This window comes from Microbacterium sp. Ru50, assembly GCF_002920555.1.
Taxonomy (GTDB): Bacteria; Actinomycetota; Actinomycetes; order Actinomycetales; family Microbacteriaceae; genus Microbacterium; species Microbacterium arborescens.
The window spans coordinates 1,384,308-1,401,529 of record NZ_PQSV01000001.1; the positions used below are offsets into that span (position 1 = coordinate 1,384,308).

The window sequence follows — 17,222 nt, forward strand, 5'->3', positions numbered from 1 at the left end:
GAGGGTGGTCGTCTCTGACACGGGCGTTCCTTTGCTTCGTCCGCTCACCGATGAGGTGGTAAGCGCTTTCCCATACTGTAGAGGGCGGCCGTCCGCGGGCGCAAGCCTGCGCGCGCGGACGCTGCGTCGGGTCAGCCGAGCCGGATGGCCGCCCACGAGATCGGGGGCAGGGACAGCGAGAGGATGCCGTCCTCGACCGCAATTCCCGGCACCGGCACCACGCCGACCCGGTCGGGGTCGTCGAGGGTGTTCGCGGCATAACGGTCGTCGTCGTGCAGCAGGTGCGATTCGACGATCGACACCGCTGCATCCCGCGCGGCCCCGAGTGCCGACACGTCGATGCGCAGGTCCTCCGCGTCGACCGTCGATCGGTTCACGACGAACAGCGACGTGCCGCCCTCATCCACGGTGGCCACCGCGTTGACGTTCGAAACGGTGCCGAAGCGCTCGCTCTCGAACGAACCCGACGTGACGGGCACCGACACCGCTCGCTCCCCCGCAAGACGCGAGGTGAGCGAGAACGGATAGAACGTCGTCTGGCGCCATGCCGGACCCCCGGGCTCGGTCATGACCGGGGCGATGACGTTCACGAGCTGCGCGAGCGAGGCCGATCGCACGCGGTCGCTGTGCTGGAGCAGCGTGATGAGCAGGTCGCCGAACACGACCGCATCCAGTGCGTGGTACTGGTCTTCCAGCAAGCGCGGCGCGACGGGCCAGCCGGGCTCGCGCGGCTTGTCGTCCTGACCTCCCTCGTCGTTGTGGAGGTACCAGACGTTCCACTCGTCGAAGGAGATCATGATGCGCTTGTCGCTCTTCTTCGTCGCCGCGACCGCGTCGGCGATGGCGACCACCGACTCGATGAAGCGCGACATGTCGACGCCCGACGCGAGGAACTCCTGCGCGTCGCCGAAGCGCTCCTGGTAGTAGGAGTGGCACGAGATGAAATCGACGTCGTCGAACGTGTGCTCGAGCACCGTGCGCTCCCACGACCCGAACGTCGGCATGCCGCTGCCCGACGAGCCGCAGACCACGAGCTCGACGTCGGGATCGAGCATCCGCATCGCCTTGGCCGTGCGCGAGGCGAGCTTGCCGTAGTCGTCGGCGTTGCGGTGACCCAGCTGCCAGGGGCCGTCCATCTCGTTGCCGAGACACCACATCCGCACGCCGAACGGGTCGCGCCGCCCGTTCGCGACGCGCTGTCGGGTCCACGCGGTGTCGGCGTCCGCGTTGACGTACTCGAGCAGGTCGATCGCCTCCTGCGTGCCCCGCGTTCCGAGGTTGACGGCGAGCATGAGATCGCTGCCCACGAGCTCGAGCCAGCGCGCGAACTCGTGCAGGCCCACCTCGTTGGTCTCCGTGGAGTGCCACGCGAGGTCGAGACGTCGCGGCCGCTCCTCGCGCGGCCCGACACCGTCCTCCCACCGGTATCCCGAGACGAAGTTGCCGCCGGGATAGCGGATGGTCGACACCCCGAGCTCGCGGACGAGCTCGACGACATCCGACCGGAAACCGTCGGCATCCGCGGACGGATGACCCGGTTCGTGGATGCCGTCGTAGATGTGACGGCCGAGATGCTCGACGAAGCCGCCGAAGATGCGGCGATCGATGCGGGAGATCTCGAAACGGGGGTCGATGGCGGCGTTCGTCGGCGTCATGTCATTCCTTGGGTCAGCGGGGATGCCGCGCTTCCGCGCGCGACATCCCCGACGTGGCGGTCTTCCTCAGCCGAGCACGACCTCGGCTTCGGAGAAGAACTGGTCAACAGCCTGGTCCACCGACGTGGTTCCGAGCCCGAGCGACTTGCCGAGCTCCCAGAACGTCTGCTCGAGCGAGCCGTATCCGGCGACGGGCACGGGCGGGGCATCCCCGATGCGATCGGCGGCCGACTCGATGTAGTCGGCGACCTGCTTGTCGGCGCCCTCGAGCGTCGCGCCCGCGAGCTTCGAGCTCGATGCCGGGAAGCCGAGCGTCGTGCCGAAGATCTGACCCGCCGCCTCGGAGTTCACGACGAAGTCGAGGAACAGTGCGGCTGCCTGCGGGTGCTCGGTCTTGGCAGAGATCGCGACCTGCAGGCCGGCCTGGCGATAGAGGTCCTTCGAGCCCTCCTTCGCCGTCGGCGGCGCGACGATCGAGATCGACGAGGCGCCCGAGTCGGCGAGATAGCCGCCGAGGAAGTTGCTCCAGCTCATCTCACTGGCGGTCAGCGCGGCCCCGAAGCCCGACTTGGGCGAGAGCTCCTCGAGTCGCTGCTGCGGCACCGCGACACCGTCGCGCAGGCCCGCGCCGCTCTCCCAGAACTCGCGCAGCTGGTCCTTCGTGAACCCGAGCTCGCCGTCGTCGGTGTACAGGTTGCCGCCGTCTGCCCGGAGCACCAGCTCGAACGCCTGGATGCGCTGGGTGTAGTCCGTGCCGCCGTAGACGGCGCCGCCGGTCTTCTCGGTGACCTCGGCCATCCACTCGTCGAACTCGGCGAAATCGGTGCCGCCTTCGGGCGCGGCGACGCCGGCCCGCGCGACGAGGTCGTCGTTGACGAAGTTCGCCCACAGGCTGTATCCGGTCGGCAGCGAGTACTGGGTGCCGCCCAGCGCTCCGGTGCCGAGCAGCCCCTCGTCGAACGTGGACATGTCGATCTGATCGGCGACCTGCGCGAGATCGAGCAGGTTGCCCGACTCGCCGTACTGGCGCAGGTAGCTGTCGGAGAACTGGAAGACATCGGGCAGCCCCCCGCCCGCGGCCTCGGTCTGCCGCTTCTCCCAGTAGCTCGGGAAGTCGGTGAAGCTGACGTTGACGGTGATGTTCGGGTATTCCTCGTTGAACGCCGCGATCAGCTCGTCATAGCGCTTCGCCCGATCGTCGTTGCCCCAGAACGCGTAGGTCAGCGTGACCTTCTCGTCGGGGTCGAATGCGGCTGCGGGAGGCGTCTGCGCGCCGCCGCATCCGGTCAGTGCCAGCGCACCGGCGGCGACGATGCCGACGGTTGCGAGCAGGCGGGTGGCCTTCATGGGAGTCCTTTCATCGGGAGCGGGCCCGGGGGGACGGGTCTCAGGTGTGGCGGGGCCGGGCGGGGATCGCCACGACCGCGAGCGCGGCGCAGCCGATGCCGGCGACGAACAGGGGCGGCAGCGCCCAGGTGACCACGACGACGAAGGCGGCCGTGGCGAGGAGGTACAGGGTCCCGACGACGTCGCCGCGGGCGGCATCCGGGATCGATCGGATCGCGCCCCGCCAGCCGAGTGCGGGGCTCCAGGCCCCGGCGGCGAGGAGCAGCGCGACGGCGAGCGCCGCGAGTCCCGCCCAGCCGACCGCCTCGACGACGGCACCGCCCGGGAGGAAGCCCGATCGGGCCAGGTCGATGTCGAGCAGCAGGATGAGCGCCGCGACGACGGTCACGAGCCCGGCGACCGCGCCCGGCAACAGACCGGCACGCACGTCCGCCCAGAACAGGGCGAGCCTCGAGTCGTCAGCGGCGACATAGCGTCGCAGGTGCCGCACTCCGGCCGCGAGCGCGATCGGAAGGGTGACGACGGCGAGCGAGACGACGCCGATGAGGAGCCCGATCAGCAGCACCTCGCCGAGCAGGGCGAACGCCCCGGCAGCACCCGGATGCCGCAGCTGCGGGCGCGCGTCGAGAGTCGGACCGCTGCCGGAACGGTCGGCCCTCACCGCTGCGCGCTGTTCGCGCCGCGTGCGCGGACGCTCGTCGGTCGACATCGCTAGCCCTTCAGACCCTGCGTGGCCACGCCGTCGACCAGGAACTTCTGGAAGACGATGAAGAACAGCAGGATCGGCACCAGCGCGATGAACGAAGCCGTCACCGTCGCCCCGTAGTCGCTCGACGAGGTCTGGTCGTTGTAGAGGCGGAGCGCGATCGGCAGCGGGTAGTTCTCGGGGCTCGTGAGGTACAGCAGCGGCCCGAGGAAGTCGTTCCACGCCCAGATGAAGCTGAAGATCGCGCACGTGATGAGCGCCGGCTTGATGAGCGGGAGGATGATCGACCAGAAGATGCGGAGGTGCCCCGCGCCGTCGATCTTCGCGGCCTCGTCCATGTCGCGCGGCATCTGCCGGATGAACTGCACCAGGAGGAAGACGAAGAACGCCTCGGTCGCGAGGAACTTTGGCAGCAGCAGCGGCCAGTAGGTGTCGACCATCCCGAGATTGTTGAAGATGATGTACTGCGGGATGATCACGACGTGGAACGGCAGCAGCAGCGTGCCGATCATGGCGGCGAACAGGATGCCGAGGCCCTTGAACTGCAGGCGGGCGAAGGCGTAGGCCGCGAGCGCCGACGAGAGCACCGTTCCGATGACCGAGACGCCGGCGATCAGCAGCGAGTTGGCGAAGAACCGCCACATCGGGACGCCGGCGATGCCCTCGGCGACCTTGATGTAGTTGTCGATCGTCGGCGCGTTCGGCAGCAGGCCCATGTTCTGGCCGAATTCGCTGTTGGGCTTGAAGGTCGACAGCAGCAGCCAGACCAGCGGGTAGAGCACGACCGCGGTGATGACGATGAGGACGGCGAACCAGACGATCGTCTGCCAGGTCTTGCGCTTCACGCGGCGGCGGGCGGGCGGCATCGGCGTGGTCTGCTGCTCGGCGAAGATGGCCTCGCTCGTGAGCGGTGAGGTGGGTGACGTGGTCATCGGTTGTCTCCCGAGTAGTGCACCCACGACTTCTGGGTGCGGAAGAGGATGAGGGCGATGATGGCGACGACGACGAGCAGGACCCACGCGATCGCAGCGGCGTAGCCCATGCGGCCGTCGGCGAAACCGGTCTTGTAGAGGTAGACCGTGATGAAGTTCGTCATCCCGGCGGGGCCGCCGGTGCCGTTGGAGATGATGTAGGCCGACCCGAAGACCTGGAACGCTCCGATGAGGCCGAGCAGCAGGTTGAAGAAGATGACGGGCGAGAGCATCGGCACCGTCACGGCGCGGAAGCGGCGCAGGGCGTTGGCGCCGTCCATCTCGGCCGCCTCGTACAGCTCCTTCGGGATCTGCTTGAGGCCGGCGAGGAAGATGACCATCGTGGCGCCGAACTGCCAGACGGCCAGGAGGATCATCATGGGCAGGATGAGGCCGGGGTTTCCGATCCAGCCGCCGAGGTCGATGCCGAAGACGTTCAGGCCGTTGTCGACGGGACCGTTCGTGGCGAACATGGCGCGCCACACGATCGCGACCGAGACCGAGGCGCCGATGAGCGAGGGAGCGTAGAAGGCCGAGCGGAAGAAGGCGGCACCCTTGTCGCGGTAGTTCAGCAGCAGGGCGATCAGCAGCGCCGCGATGAGCGAGATCGGCGTGCCGACCAGCACGTAGATCAAGGTGATCTGCGCCGACTGCATGAAGCTCGGGTCGTTGGTGAAGAGCCGGATGTAGTTGTCGAGGCCGATCCACTTGGGCGGCGCGAAGATGTTGTAGCTCGTGAACGACAGGTACAGCGAGTACGCCATCGGCACGAGCGTGAGCCCGAAGAACCCGACGAGCCACGGCAGGAGGAAGCCGTACCCCGCGATGGTCTCGCGGGCCGCGCGCTTGCGGGCGCCGGGGCGATCGAGGTGTTCGGGGCGCTGCTTCCGGACGAGGCCGCGGCGCGGCGACTCCTTGGTGACGATCACCCGTGTGGCGGTAGTGGTCACGATGCTCCTGAGGATGCGGGGAGGATGCGGGCCCGCGGGCCGGCGCTGCGCACCGGCCCGCGGCAACGGGTCATCCGTTGAGGGTGATGTCCATCTGCGAGAAGAAGCGGTCGACGGCGTCGTCGACGGTGATGGTGCCGAAGGCCAGCTCGGTGCCGAGCTTGCGGAACTCCTCCTCGATCGTGCCGTAGCCGACGATCGGCACCGGCGGGGCGTCGCCCAGGCGGTCGGCGATCGATTCCTCGTAGTCCTTGACCTGCTGGCTCAGCGGGTCGAGGTCGGCCGCGTCGAGCGCGGTCTGCGAGGCGGGGAGCCCGCGGTTCGTGCCGAAGATCTCACCCGACTGGGGCGAGTTGACGAGGAAGTTCACGAGCGTCGCCGCGGCGGCGGGGTGCTCGGTCTTCGCCGAGATCGTGTGGAGCATCGAGGGCTTGAGGTACAGGTCCTTCGCACCCTCCTTCGTGACCGGCGGGGCGACGAGGCCGAGCTCGGTGTAGCCCTCGCCGAGGTTGCCGAGGTACCCGCCGCCGAAGTTGTCCCACGTCAGCTCGCTCGCCGTCAGCGCGGCGTCGAAGCCCGAGAGCGGCAGGGCCTCTTCGAGGCGCTGCTGCCCGATGACAGCACCGCTCTCGCGGAGCTCGGCGCCGTCCTCCCAGAACTCGGTGAGTCGCTCTTTGTCGAAGCCGGGCTCGCCGTCCTCGTCGAACAGCTGCGAGCCCTCGGAGCGCAGCTGCAGCTCGAAGTTCTGGATGCGGCCGGTGTAGTCCGTGCCGCCCCAGTACGCACCGCCCGACGCGTCGGTGACGCTCGCGATCCACTCGGAGTAGTCGTCCCACGACCCGCCGGCGAAGTCCGCCACGCCCGCCTGCTCGAGCAGCTTCGGGTTGGTGAACATGCCCCAGGCGTTCGTCGAGGTCGCGATGCCGTAGGTCGTGTCGCCGACGACGCCGATGTCGAGGATGTTCTGCGGGAGCGCGTCGGTCTCGATGATGTCACCGAGATAGGGCTCGAGGTCGAGCAGGAGGTTGTTCTCGGAGTACTGGCGCAGGTACGAGTAGTCGAACTGCATGACATCCGGAAGCCCACCGCCCGCGGCCTCGGTCTGACGCTTCTCCCAGAACTCCGGGAAGGTCAGGAAGGTCGCGTTGACCGTGATGTTCGGGTATTCCTCGTTGAACGCCTCGATGGCCTCGTTGTAGAGCTGCGCGCGAACGTCGTTGCCCCAGAACGCCAGGTTCAGGGTGACTTTCTCGTCGGGGTCGAAAGTCGCGTCGGCGGCCGGCGTGGCGCCGCCGGCGCAGCCCGCCAGGGTGAGCGCTGCGCCCGTCGCGATGGCGACCGTTGCCAGTGCCCGCTTTCTGCTGAACATCATTGTCCTCTCTGCCGAACGTCGTCGTCTCGGTGCGCGCGAACGTCCATTGTCCGTGTGTGCAGGTGCGCTGCCCCGCGTTCGGGAAAGCGCTTGCCGGCAACGGTACTACGCGATGAAACGTTTCGCAAGAAACTCGGGGGAACCGATTCCGACCCGTGATCCCGCGACTGTTACCGGTCTCAGTGCGACGACTCAGCCTCGCACACCAGGCGGCCCGCGTCGACACGCAGCCGCACACGGTAGACGGCGCACCGGCGGGCTTCGACGTCGGTCGCCGCAGCCCCGTCGCCACCGGCATCCGGAGTGGTGGCCGGCTGCGCGAAGAAGTAGTACCAGAGCGTGTCACCGTCGCGGACCGGGGCGCCGTGGTGCCCGAAGCCCCGGCCAGGCACCGCGCCGGCACCGAGCACGACGTCGTCGGGGCCGCCCTGTCGCACCCAGTGGACAGTGTCGTCCGAGACGAAGACGCCCATCCCCCGCCACTCGTCGACGATCATCCACCATCTCCCGTCGAGCTCGAAGGCGCTGGGGCCCTCGTGCGGACGTCCGTCGATCGCGATGCCGCCGTCGCTCCACGACTCGAGATCGTCCGACACGGCGACGCGGGTGATCGACTCGGAAGCCTCGTCCTTGTACCAGAGCCGCCATCTCGCGTCGGGGCCGCGGGCGACGCCGGCGTCGATGACGCGGTCGCTCGCGAGATCGAGTGGTCCGAGCCGGTGCCACGACACCAGGTCGGACGAGCGGTACGCGACGATCGTGCGGGCGTGCCCCGGCCAGCGGTCGGGCACGCCGTCGATCTCGGTCAGGTACATCCGCCATCCGGTGCCGTCGAAGACGACCTCGGGAGCCCAGTGCGTGCGGTCGACGTCTGCCGGGGGCGGCCCGGCGGTCAGTCCGAGCCCGCCGCCATCCGGTTCGAGCGTGCCCGCGTAGTGCCAATCGACCCCGTCGCGCGATCGAGCGACGCCGATGCGCGAGCCATGCACCCACGAGACGCCCGGCCCGGGGTCGGGATGCGTCGCCCGTCGCTGCGTGTAGAACATCCACCAGCCGCCGCCCGGCTCGATGACGACGACCGGATCGGTCGCCCCGTCGTACACCGGGTCGCGGTAGATCTCCCTGAGCATGAGTTCTCCTGTCGTGAACCCGTCGACTCGCCACGAACTGCGGATGCGGGGGCGCCGGCATCCGCATGTCCTGGCGAGTCGACGGAGGGGTGGGGGGGTCAGGACTGGGTCGCGTGGAGGTGGGCGTAGCGGCCTGCGGCGGCCAGCAGGTCGTCATGCGAGCCCTGCTCGACGATGCGCCCGCGCTCGAGGACGACGATGCGGTCGGCCTGACGGATCGTCGAGAGACGGTGAGCGACGACGAGGGTCGTGCGGCCGGTCATGAGCCGCGCGAGAGCTTCTTTCACGAGCTCCTCCGACTCGGGATCCAGCGCCGAGGTCGCCTCATCCAGCAGCAGGATGCGGGGGTCGCGGACGAGCGCACGCGCGATCGCGAGCCGCTGCCGCTGCCCGCCCGACAAGCGCGCTCCCCGCTCGCCGACCACGGTGTCCCAGCCGTCCGGCTGGTCGCTGACGAACTCCCACGCGTTGGCGTCGCGCAGCGCCCGCTCGATGCGCTCGTCGCTGACGTCCGGCAGCCCGTAGGCGACGTTCTCGCGGATCGTGCCCTCGAAGAGCACCGACTCCTGCGGCACGACCGACACGGCGCGGCGCACCGAGCGCAGGTCGAGTTCCTGCACATCGGACCCGTCGATCGTCAGGCGCCCGCTCGTCGCACGCACGAACCCGAGCACGAGGTTGAGCAGCGTGGACTTCCCCGACCCCGACGAGCCGACGAATGCGTAGGTGCGGCCCGCGGGGATGTGCAGGTCGATCTCGTGCAGCGCGTCGTCGCTCGCCCCCGCGTAGCGGTGGCCGGCTCGCTCGAGGCGGATGTCGCCGACGACACGATCCACGCGGCGCTTGCCCTCGTTCTGCTCGAGGTCGGGCTCCTGCAGCACCTCGGCGATCGAGCGCACCGATTCGAGTCCGCGCGCCCCGACCGGGATGAGCATGAGCAGCTGCGTGAGCCCCTGCGTGAGCAGCGTGAAGTATGTCGAGAGCAGCACGACCTCTCCGGGAGAGATCGGCAGGATGCCGGTGAGCGAGAACACCGCGGCGAGCACGAGGCATCCGACGCCGAGCAGCTGCATCGCCACCCACGAGATCGAGGCGACGTGGCCGTTCAGCATGTCGAGGTGCAGCCCCGCGCGCCTCACCCCCTCGGCGCCGCGCGAGACGCGGGTGACGGCCGTCTCCTCGAGGCCGTGCGCACGCGTGACCGGGATGAGCGAGGCCATCTCGCCCACCCGTGCCGAGAACACCTCGACCTCGCGCCGGAAGACGGCGTTGCGCTCGCGCGACCGGTTTCGCATGCCGTACCGGATGCCGATCGCGATCGGCACCGCGAGGGCGTAGACCGGCAGGAACTGGGGCACCGCGATCGCGGTCATCGTGAGGGCGCCGATCATGACCATCGTCGCCGAGAGCAGCGGGTGCGTGACCTGCTGCAGCATGAGCTCGACGTTCTCGACATCGCGCACGACCTTGGTCTGCACGATCGACGAGCTGACGCGGGAGTGATATCCGATCGACAGGCTCTGCAGCCGCGCGGCGAGCGCGTTGCGCAGGTCGGCGCCGGTGTCGCGCACGACGGTCATGAAGCTGCGCGTGTAGAGGATGTGGTTCGGGTAGTTCTGCAGCAGCAGGGCCGCGGCGAGCAGGAACCACCCGATGACCGCGCTGACCTCTCCCCCGCTCGCGACGATGTCGATGATCGCCGCCGTGATGACCGGCAGGAACCACATCGGGATCTCTTTCAACGCGAAGGCGCCGATCGCGACGCCCATGCGCCCAGGACGCCGCGCGAGCAGCCGCAGGACGGATCGTGCCGGACGAGCGCCGTCGATCAGGTCCGCGGGACGGGAAAGCGGTTTCCGAGCCACGCGTCCATGTTAGGCGCAGGTCGCGCTGCCGCAAACCCCTCGGCGCGGATCAGCCGGCCGCCTGCGCGATCCGGTCGACGAACAGCTGCGTCGCCTGCGGCACGTAGTCCGCGCTCGTCTCGGGATCCCAGCCCACGAGGGCGAGAACGTTCTGCCCGGTGCGCACCGTCGCGCCGACGAGGGCGAAGGGCGACCCGCCGACGTCTCCGGTCACCCGCCACCCCTGCACGTCATCCGCTCCCGTCACGGCCAGATCGAACGGCTCGACCGCTGTCGTGACCGGCACCCCCTGCATGGCGAACAGCTCCTGACCGTCTGCGCAGCGCGCGATCGCGTCGTCGGCCTGGGCCACGAGCGCCTCGGCAGCCGCCTCGTCGGCCGCTGACGCCACGACCGCCGTCATCGATCGATCGTTGCTCGTGCCCCATTCGACGGCATCGCCCGCCGATTCCCACCCGGCACCGAAGGGAGCGAGACACGCGGCATCCGAGACCGTCAGCCCGGGGTAGATCGACTCGAGCATCGCGGCGATCGTGTCGTACTGGGCCGGGCGGAACTGGATGCCGCTGAACAGGTCGGCGAGCTCGGCCCGGTCGAGGGAACCGGATGCCGCAGCGGGCGCCGACGTCGACGGTGACGGTGAGGCCGCGGTGGTCTCGGGCGCGGCGCTCGAGGCCGCTCCGCTCTGATCCCCCGCCGGCGAGCAGCCCGTCAGCGCGGCGAGTCCGAGGGCCGCGACGACGAGGCCGGCGTGCAGCCGCGTGCGCGGAAGACGGGATGCGGGTGATGCCATGGCGGTTCTCCTCGGATCGGTGTGCCTCGACGCTAACGCGCGCCACGCCCGCCCGTCGCGGACAGCACTCCCCATCGACGCCCCGCGCGCCCTACCGTAGGGTGTCGCGCCACCGCATCCTCCGTGAGACCCCTGCGTTATCCGGGAGACATGCGGGAAAGCGCTTGCTGGCATGATGGGAGCGACGTCAGGAGAAACGGATGCCACGCACCACCACCATCGCCCTCGTCGGCGTCCACGGCTACGGAACCGTGCACCTCGACAACCTCCGCCGCCTGGGCGATCGCGTGCGGCTCGTCGCGGCAGCCGACCCCCGCCCGCCGGCACCGGGCGCCCTGCCCGAGCACACGCGCGTCTTCGCAGACCTGCCGGCCCTGCTCGCCGCGACCGACGACATCGACGTCGTCATCGTGGCGACCCCGCTCCACACCCACCTCGAGCTCGCGCGCACGGTCGTGGGCCGCGGCATCGACCTCTACCTCGAGAAGCCGCCGGTGCTGACGCTCGCCGACCTCCGCGTGCTCCAGGAGGCCGCCGCAACCTCGGGCGCGCGGGTGCAGGTGGGCTTCCAGAGCCTCGGATCGCGTGCGCTTCGAGCCTTCGCCGAGGACCGCTTCGACCTCGGGCCCATCCGGGCGATCGGGGCGGTCGGGCTCTGGGCACGCGACCGCGCGTACTGGGAGCGCAGCCGGTGGGCCGGGCGCCGCGAGCTCGACGGCGTCGCCGTCGTCGACGGGGTCACGACCAACCCGCTCGCCCACGCGACCGCCACCGCCCTCGCGATCGCCGGAACGACAGCTGTCGCCGACATCACACAGGTCACCGCAGACCTCTACCGTGCCAATGCCATCGAGGGCGATGACACGAGCCTGCTGCGCGTGTCGACGACCCGCGGCATCCGTGTCACCGCCGGGCTCACGCTGTGCGCGGACGAGCAGGTCGACCCCTATGTCGAGGTGCACGGGCGCCGCCGCTCCGCACGCTTCTTCTACACGGAGGACGTCGTCGAGATCGATGGCCGCAGTGAGCGCTTCGAGCGCGACGACCTGTTCGAGAACCTCCTCGATCATCGAGACGAGGGCGTCGCGCTGCTGTCGCCCCTGGCGGCGTCCGGCGCGTTCGTCGCGGTCATCGACGCCGTCGGGCGCACCGCGCCGCACGAGATCGACCCCGCGTTCGTCAGCCCACGCGGCGAGGGCCCGGCCCGGCGGCTCGTCGTCGACGGCATCGAGGACGCGGTCGTCCGCGCCGTCGACGCCGAGGCGACCTTCGCAGAGTTGCACCTCCCCTGGGCGCGGCGCACGGTTCACGAGGTCGTCCTCGCCCTGCCCGGCACCGGATCGCCGCTGGCCGAGCTCGTCGACGGCGCAGGTACCGCACGCTCGTCGAGCCCGCGACCCTACCTGCATCCGATCCGCACCCCGGGTGGCGTGGTCGTCACCGATCACCACCCCGCCGATCACGACTGGCACCTCGGCGTCAGCGTCGCGCTGCAGGATGTCGACGGCACCAACTTCTGGGGCGGCCGCACCTACACGCCGGGTGAGGACTACATCTGGCGAGACGACCACGGCCGCATCGAGATCGTTCGCGTCGAGCGGATCGCCGAGGGCGCGGTTCTCGACCTGCGCTGGACGGGCCCCGACGGGAGCATCGTGCTGCGCGAGCGCCGCGAGCTGCGGGTGACGCACCACGACGAGCGGGCCGCCCTCATCGAGATGTCGTTCGCGCTCTCGCCCGCGGATGATCGCACCGTGATGCTCGGGGGACCCGGCAGCAACGGGCGTGCGGGCGGCGGCTACGGGGGGCTGATCTGGCGCCTGCCGGCCTGCGACGACGTCGACGTGCGGACCCCCTCGGCCCGCGGCGAGGAGGCGGTGCACGGGACGGTCGCGCCGTGGCTCGCGTGGTCGGCGGCCTTCGCCGATCCGACCGATGGCCGGCCGGTAGAGGCGACCGTCGCGCTGGCCCCCGCCGACGACGCCTCGGCCGCCGATCCGTGGTTCGTCCGGGTGGCGGGGTACCCCGGCATCGGCGCGGCCCTCGCCTGGGACCGCGCGGTCGCGGCATCCCCCGATTCCCCGGTCCGACGCGCGTACCGACTGCTCGTCGCCGACGGCCGCCTGACCGATGCCGAGGTCGCAGCGCTCCTCGCCTGAGCTGCGCGGCAAGGCACGTCGCGCCAGCGGGGGCGCCAACTCGGCGGCGGCCTCGAACCCCGCTCCTGCGCGACCTGAGACGGGGTGTGGACAGTCGAAACGCGATGTCGGAGGTCCGTGACATCATTCGAACATGCATTCGAATGGCGGCTTAGGTGGCGGGATCGGCAGCGACGGTGACGTCGCTGCGCTCGCTCGACTGGTCGCGGATGCCGAGGGCGTCTCGGATGCTGCGCGGGCGGTGCAGATTCGTGAGGTTCGGGTGCTCGCCGCCGCCGGGGTTCTCGCGGAGAAGCAGGCCGCCGGCGCGTCGGAGAACGTCGAGGCGCGAGAGATGGCGTTGCGGGGGATCGCCGCCGAGCTCGCCGGGGTGTTCGTGGCGACCGACCGGACCCTGCAGCGCCGCATCGATGAGGCGCGCGATCTGGTCGAGAACTATCCGGTGACGATGGCGGCGTGGGAGGCCGGGCGCATCGTCCGGGGTCACGTGCGGGTCATTCAAGAGACGGGATGCCTGGTGCCTGCGGAGGAGCGGGCAGAGTTCGAACGGGTCGCGGTCAATCGGTGCGAGGGCGAGACACCCAACCGGGTGCGCGACGCGTTGCGGATGCTGGCGGAGCGAATGCACCCGCGGAGTTTCACGGAGCGGCACGAGGAGGCCGCCGCGGGGCGGTGCGTGCGGGTGCAGGCAGGCGCGGATGGGATGTCGGACCTGATCGCGACCCTGCCGACGGTGATCGCCGACGGGATCGTGGACCGGCTGACCCGTCAGGCCCGCGAGATCATCAACGCGCGGGCGCAGGCTGACGCCGCGGGCGTTGACACCAGCGGGGCTGATGCTCGAGCCGACGCGTTTGGCGCTCGAGCCGACGCGCGAGCCGACGCCAACGGTGGCGGTCGCGATGCCGATGCGACGATTTGCGACGGGTCGTCGTTCGTCGACGATGCCCGAACGATCGACCAGGTCCGCGCCGACGTGCTCAGTGACCTCCTCCTCGCCGGCACACCCGCCCTCGACCCCACCGGCACCGGTGACGGCGACGGAACACTCGGAGCGATCCGGGCGCACGTGCAGGTCGCCGTCTCCGCGCTCACCCTCATCGGCCAGGACGACGGGCCCGCCGACCTCGCCGGCCGCTCCCCCATCGACGCGAAGACTGCACGCGAACTCGCCGGCAACGCCACCTCCTGGGACCGGTTGCTCACCCACCCGGTCACCGGAACCGTCCTCGAATGCGACACCTACCGACCCACCGCCGCCATGGCGCGGCTGCTGCGGGCCCGTGACCGGCACTGCCGGTTCCCCGGATGCCGGCAACCCGCCATCCGATGCGAACTCGACCACACCATCGCCGCCTCCGACGGCGGCCCAACGCACGTGTGCAACCTCGCCAACCTCTGCAAACGACACCACGACGTCAAACACCACACCCGATGGCACGTCCGACAACTCCCCGGCGGAAGGCTCGTCTGGACCTCCCCCACCGGACGGATCTACCGCGAAGACGCACCACCACCCCTCGTCGCCTTCGCCGTCGCAGCGCCACCCGGCGGTGACAACCCTTCACCTGCACCATCGGGAGGCTGGGATGCACCGCCCCCGTTCTAACGCGAGCCTCGGGCCGCTCCGGCGCCGCGCACGATGCAGAGCGCCTCAGGCCGCGGCGATATGGAACGTGCTGAACGAGTCCGCGGGAAGGACGACGTCGAACGCCGCGCCGTCGAGAGCGATCGTCACCGGCAGCTCGTCGGCGAGATCGTTCTGCATGACCACGACGATCGAACCGTCGGGGTTCTCGAAGGCGAGCTGGTTCTCGTGACCCGTCCAGCTGAACGCGTCGATGCGCGTCGCGCCGGTCTGCACGTGGCGCGCGAGGTGCTTCATCACGAAGAACTCGTGGGTGTATCGGAATCCGTTGGTCTCGGGATCGACGACCACGAGCGAGTTCTGAGCCCACCCCCAGCGGCTGATGCCGCCCTCGTCGAGCGCGAGGTTCCAGTAGGTGTACGCGTTCGCACCGGCCTCGAAGAAGCGCTTCATGAGAGACCAGGTGTACCGCGCGAAGCGCCAGTCGTTCCGACCATCACCGCACTCCTGCTCCGTTTGATAGAGCGACAGATGCGGCGCGACCCGGTGCGCTTCGGCGATCGCGCCCTTCCCGGCCCACTGGAATCCCGCACCCGAGATGAAGGGTGCGGCTTCCGGATCGGCGAGCACGGCCGCGAGGTGCTCCGGCGCCGGGCGCTCCTGCGTCCCGAAGAACACCTCCACACCCAGGTCGCGCATCCGCGGGCCGAGGACGGCGATGAAGCGGGCCAGCCCCTCGGGCGTCCACGTGCAGCTCGGGAACACCTGGGGCGAGTTGAACTCGTTCTGCGGCATGACCATCGAGATGTCGATGCCCTCCGCGCGGTACGCCTCGACGAACCGCGCGAAGTACTCCGCGTAGGCGATCAGATACCGCGGCTCCTGGATCATCATGTCAGTGCCCTCGACACCGACCTGGTCGGGCCGCAGACCGTTGTCGATGTCGTTCCCGCGCCACGGCAGAGCTGCGGCGTAGTGACCGTTCGTCTTCATCCACGACGGCGGGCTCCACGGCGATGCCCACAGCTTCAGGTCCGGCCGCCGCCGCAGGGCCTCGCGGATGTACGGGATGAGGGTCGCGCGATCGTGCTCGATAGAGAAGTGATCGAGCTGGAGATCGCCCGCGACCTCGTCATACGAGTACCAGTCGGTCGAGAAGTCGTTCGCGCCGAGCGGCATCCGACAGACCGAGAATCCCGTGCCTCGCCCCGGGGCGAACAACTCGTCGAAGATCTCGGCGCGATCGGTCTCACGCAGACGCGTCAGAGCACGCCAACCGAGCTCGTTGAAGCAGACCCCGAACCCCTCGACGGTCTGGTGCCGACGGTCCGTGCGCAGCAGCACATTGGGCATCCCTACCAGCGGCGCGAACCGCGGCGCCGGCATCTCGACCCACGCGCGCTCGCGGTCGGTGCTGACCCAGCTGATGCGACGGTTCGGGACGACGGCGTTGTCGGACATGCGGGCCTTTCGGGTATGTCGGGCGAACGCGGCGCATCACGACGACGCGACGTCGCGTTCCCCGCCATCATGGCAGAGCGGCGTCCGCGGTCGCGCTCGCGGCGTCCGTCGCCTCTCGTCGTAAAACGTTTCCTCGCCATAGGATGGCCGGATCGGAGAGGGCAGGGAACGATGGCCGGGGCGAAGCAGACGACGATCACAGACGTCGCCGCGCACGCGGGCGTCTCGCTCGCCACGGTCTCGCGCGTCATGAACGGCAATGCCACCGTCGACCCGGCCCTCGCCGAGCGGGTGCGGGCCTCGGCCGCGCAGCTCGGGTACGCGGCGAACCCGCTCGCCCGCAGCCTCGTGCTCGGCCGCACGCAGACCATCTCGGTGGTCGTTCCCGACCTGTCGAACCCCACGTTCCAGGGCATGCTGCGGGGCCTCAGCCGAGCCGCGGCCGCCGACGCCTACCACGTGCTCATCGCCGACTCCGACGAGCACGTCGACGAGGAACGCCTGCTCGCCCTCGAGTCGCGGCGGCGTTCGGACGGACTGATCCTGTGCGCCCCGCGCATGAGCGATGAGCAACTCGCGGAGGTCGTCGCTCACGTCGCCCCCGTCGTCCTGGTCAATCGAACGGGCGACGCTCCGAGCGTCGCAGCCGACTATCGCACGCCGCTGCGGGCGATCATCGATCATCTCTACGCGCAGGGCCACCGACGGTTCGCCTATCTGGCCGGTGCGGCGCGAAGCGCGTCGAGCGGCCAGCGCCTCTCCGCGCTCGCCGACGCGCGACGCGAGCTGACCGGCTGCGAGATCATCGAGATCGCCGCCGGTGTCGACTTCGCGAGCGGGGCGGGAGCCCTCGACGACGTGCTGTCCTCCGGGGCGACGGCGGCGCTGGCGTTCAACGACCTGTCGGCGATGGGCCTGCTGAGCGCGGCGACCGAGCGCGGCATCCCGGTGCCGGGCCGGCTCTCGATCGCGGGGTTCGATGACATCCCCTTCACCCGCTACACCTCCCCCGCGCTCACGACCGCCGCCGTGCCGATGGGCGAGCTCGGCGCGCGAGCATGGACGGCGCTGCACGACCTGATGAACGGCCGCACACCCCTGCCCACCGTCACGGTCTCGCCCGAGGTGATCGTGCGCGGCAGCACCGGCGCTCCGGCCGACTGACCGCCGCACCTCGCGCCCGTCAGACCGCCCGTGTTAATCTCGGAAAACGTTTCCTGAGAGC

At 69.9% G+C, this 17,222-nt stretch carries 13 protein-coding genes; 3 read left to right on the forward strand and 10 right to left on the reverse strand.

The window, feature by feature from the left end:
* Positions 1–131: 131 nt before the first annotated feature.
* The 9 genes from C3481_RS06640 to C3481_RS06680 all read right to left on the reverse strand — a co-directional run bounded on the left by C3481_RS06640 (position 132) and on the right by C3481_RS06680 (position 10,789).
* On the reverse strand, positions 132–1,655 hold the full coding sequence (locus C3481_RS06640) for an alpha-N-arabinofuranosidase (protein ID WP_023952475.1): 1,524 nt from the start codon (positions 1,653–1,655) through the stop codon (positions 132–134).
* A 66-nt stretch (positions 1,656–1,721) separates the two neighbouring features.
* Positions 1,722–3,002 carry an ABC transporter substrate-binding protein gene (locus C3481_RS06645; RefSeq protein ID WP_103841303.1) on the reverse strand — a complete coding sequence of 427 codons (1,281 nt, stop codon included), beginning with the start codon at positions 3,000–3,002 and terminating at the stop codon, positions 1,722–1,724.
* A 40-nt stretch (positions 3,003–3,042) separates the two neighbouring features.
* Positions 3,043–3,711, reverse strand: a complete 669-nt coding sequence (locus tag C3481_RS06650) for a hypothetical protein (protein WP_103841305.1) — start codon at positions 3,709–3,711, stop codon at positions 3,043–3,045.
* 2 nt (positions 3,712–3,713) lie between these two features.
* Positions 3,714–4,640, reverse strand: coding sequence for a carbohydrate ABC transporter permease (locus tag C3481_RS06655; RefSeq protein WP_023952478.1), 927 nt, complete (start codon positions 4,638–4,640; stop codon positions 3,714–3,716).
* Positions 4,637–5,629 (reverse strand): carbohydrate ABC transporter permease, encoded by a 993-nt coding sequence (locus C3481_RS06660; protein ID WP_036304677.1) that lies wholly within the window; start codon positions 5,627–5,629, stop codon positions 4,637–4,639. The genes C3481_RS06655 and C3481_RS06660 overlap by 4 nt, the downstream gene beginning before the upstream one ends.
* Positions 5,630–5,699: 70 nt before the next feature.
* Positions 5,700–6,998 (reverse strand): ABC transporter substrate-binding protein, encoded by a 1,299-nt coding sequence (locus C3481_RS06665; RefSeq protein ID WP_103842057.1) that lies wholly within the window; start codon positions 6,996–6,998, stop codon positions 5,700–5,702.
* Between the two features lie 182 nt (positions 6,999–7,180).
* Entirely contained in the window at positions 7,181–8,131 is a 951-nt protein-coding gene (locus tag C3481_RS06670) for a hypothetical protein (RefSeq protein WP_103841307.1), read from the reverse strand.
* A gap of 98 nt (positions 8,132–8,229) precedes the next feature.
* The gene (locus C3481_RS06675) at positions 8,230–9,996 is read right to left on the reverse strand and encodes an ABC transporter ATP-binding protein (RefSeq protein WP_071918533.1); all 1,767 of its coding nucleotides are present in this window, start codon (positions 9,994–9,996) and stop codon (positions 8,230–8,232) included.
* Positions 9,997–10,045: 49 nt separating this feature from the next.
* Positions 10,046–10,789, reverse strand: coding sequence for a hypothetical protein (locus tag C3481_RS06680; protein WP_064956239.1), 744 nt, complete (start codon positions 10,787–10,789; stop codon positions 10,046–10,048).
* Positions 10,790–10,989: 200 nt separating this feature from the next.
* Between C3481_RS06680 and C3481_RS06685 the strand changes: the two genes are divergently transcribed.
* Both C3481_RS06685 and C3481_RS06690 read left to right on the forward strand, forming a co-directional pair.
* A complete protein-coding gene (locus C3481_RS06685; protein ID WP_103841309.1) occupies positions 10,990–12,948 on the forward strand; it encodes a DUF6807 family protein in 1,959 nt (652 codons plus the stop codon).
* Between the two features lie 133 nt (positions 12,949–13,081).
* Positions 13,082–14,557: an HNH endonuclease signature motif containing protein gene (locus C3481_RS06690; protein WP_103841311.1), complete on the forward strand. Its 1,476-nt coding sequence runs from the start codon at positions 13,082–13,084 to the stop codon at positions 14,555–14,557.
* A gap of 45 nt (positions 14,558–14,602) precedes the next feature.
* On the opposite strand, the gene C3481_RS06695 is transcribed toward C3481_RS06690, so the two are convergent.
* A complete protein-coding gene (locus C3481_RS06695) occupies positions 14,603–15,997 on the reverse strand; it encodes a glycoside hydrolase family 30 beta sandwich domain-containing protein (protein ID WP_103841313.1) in 1,395 nt (464 codons plus the stop codon).
* Between the two features lie 171 nt (positions 15,998–16,168).
* On the opposite strand from C3481_RS06695, the gene C3481_RS06700 reads away from it, so the two are divergent.
* On the forward strand, positions 16,169–17,161 hold the full coding sequence (locus C3481_RS06700; RefSeq protein ID WP_103841315.1) for a LacI family DNA-binding transcriptional regulator: 993 nt from the start codon (positions 16,169–16,171) through the stop codon (positions 17,159–17,161).
* The last annotated feature ends 61 nt before the right edge of the window (positions 17,162–17,222 follow it).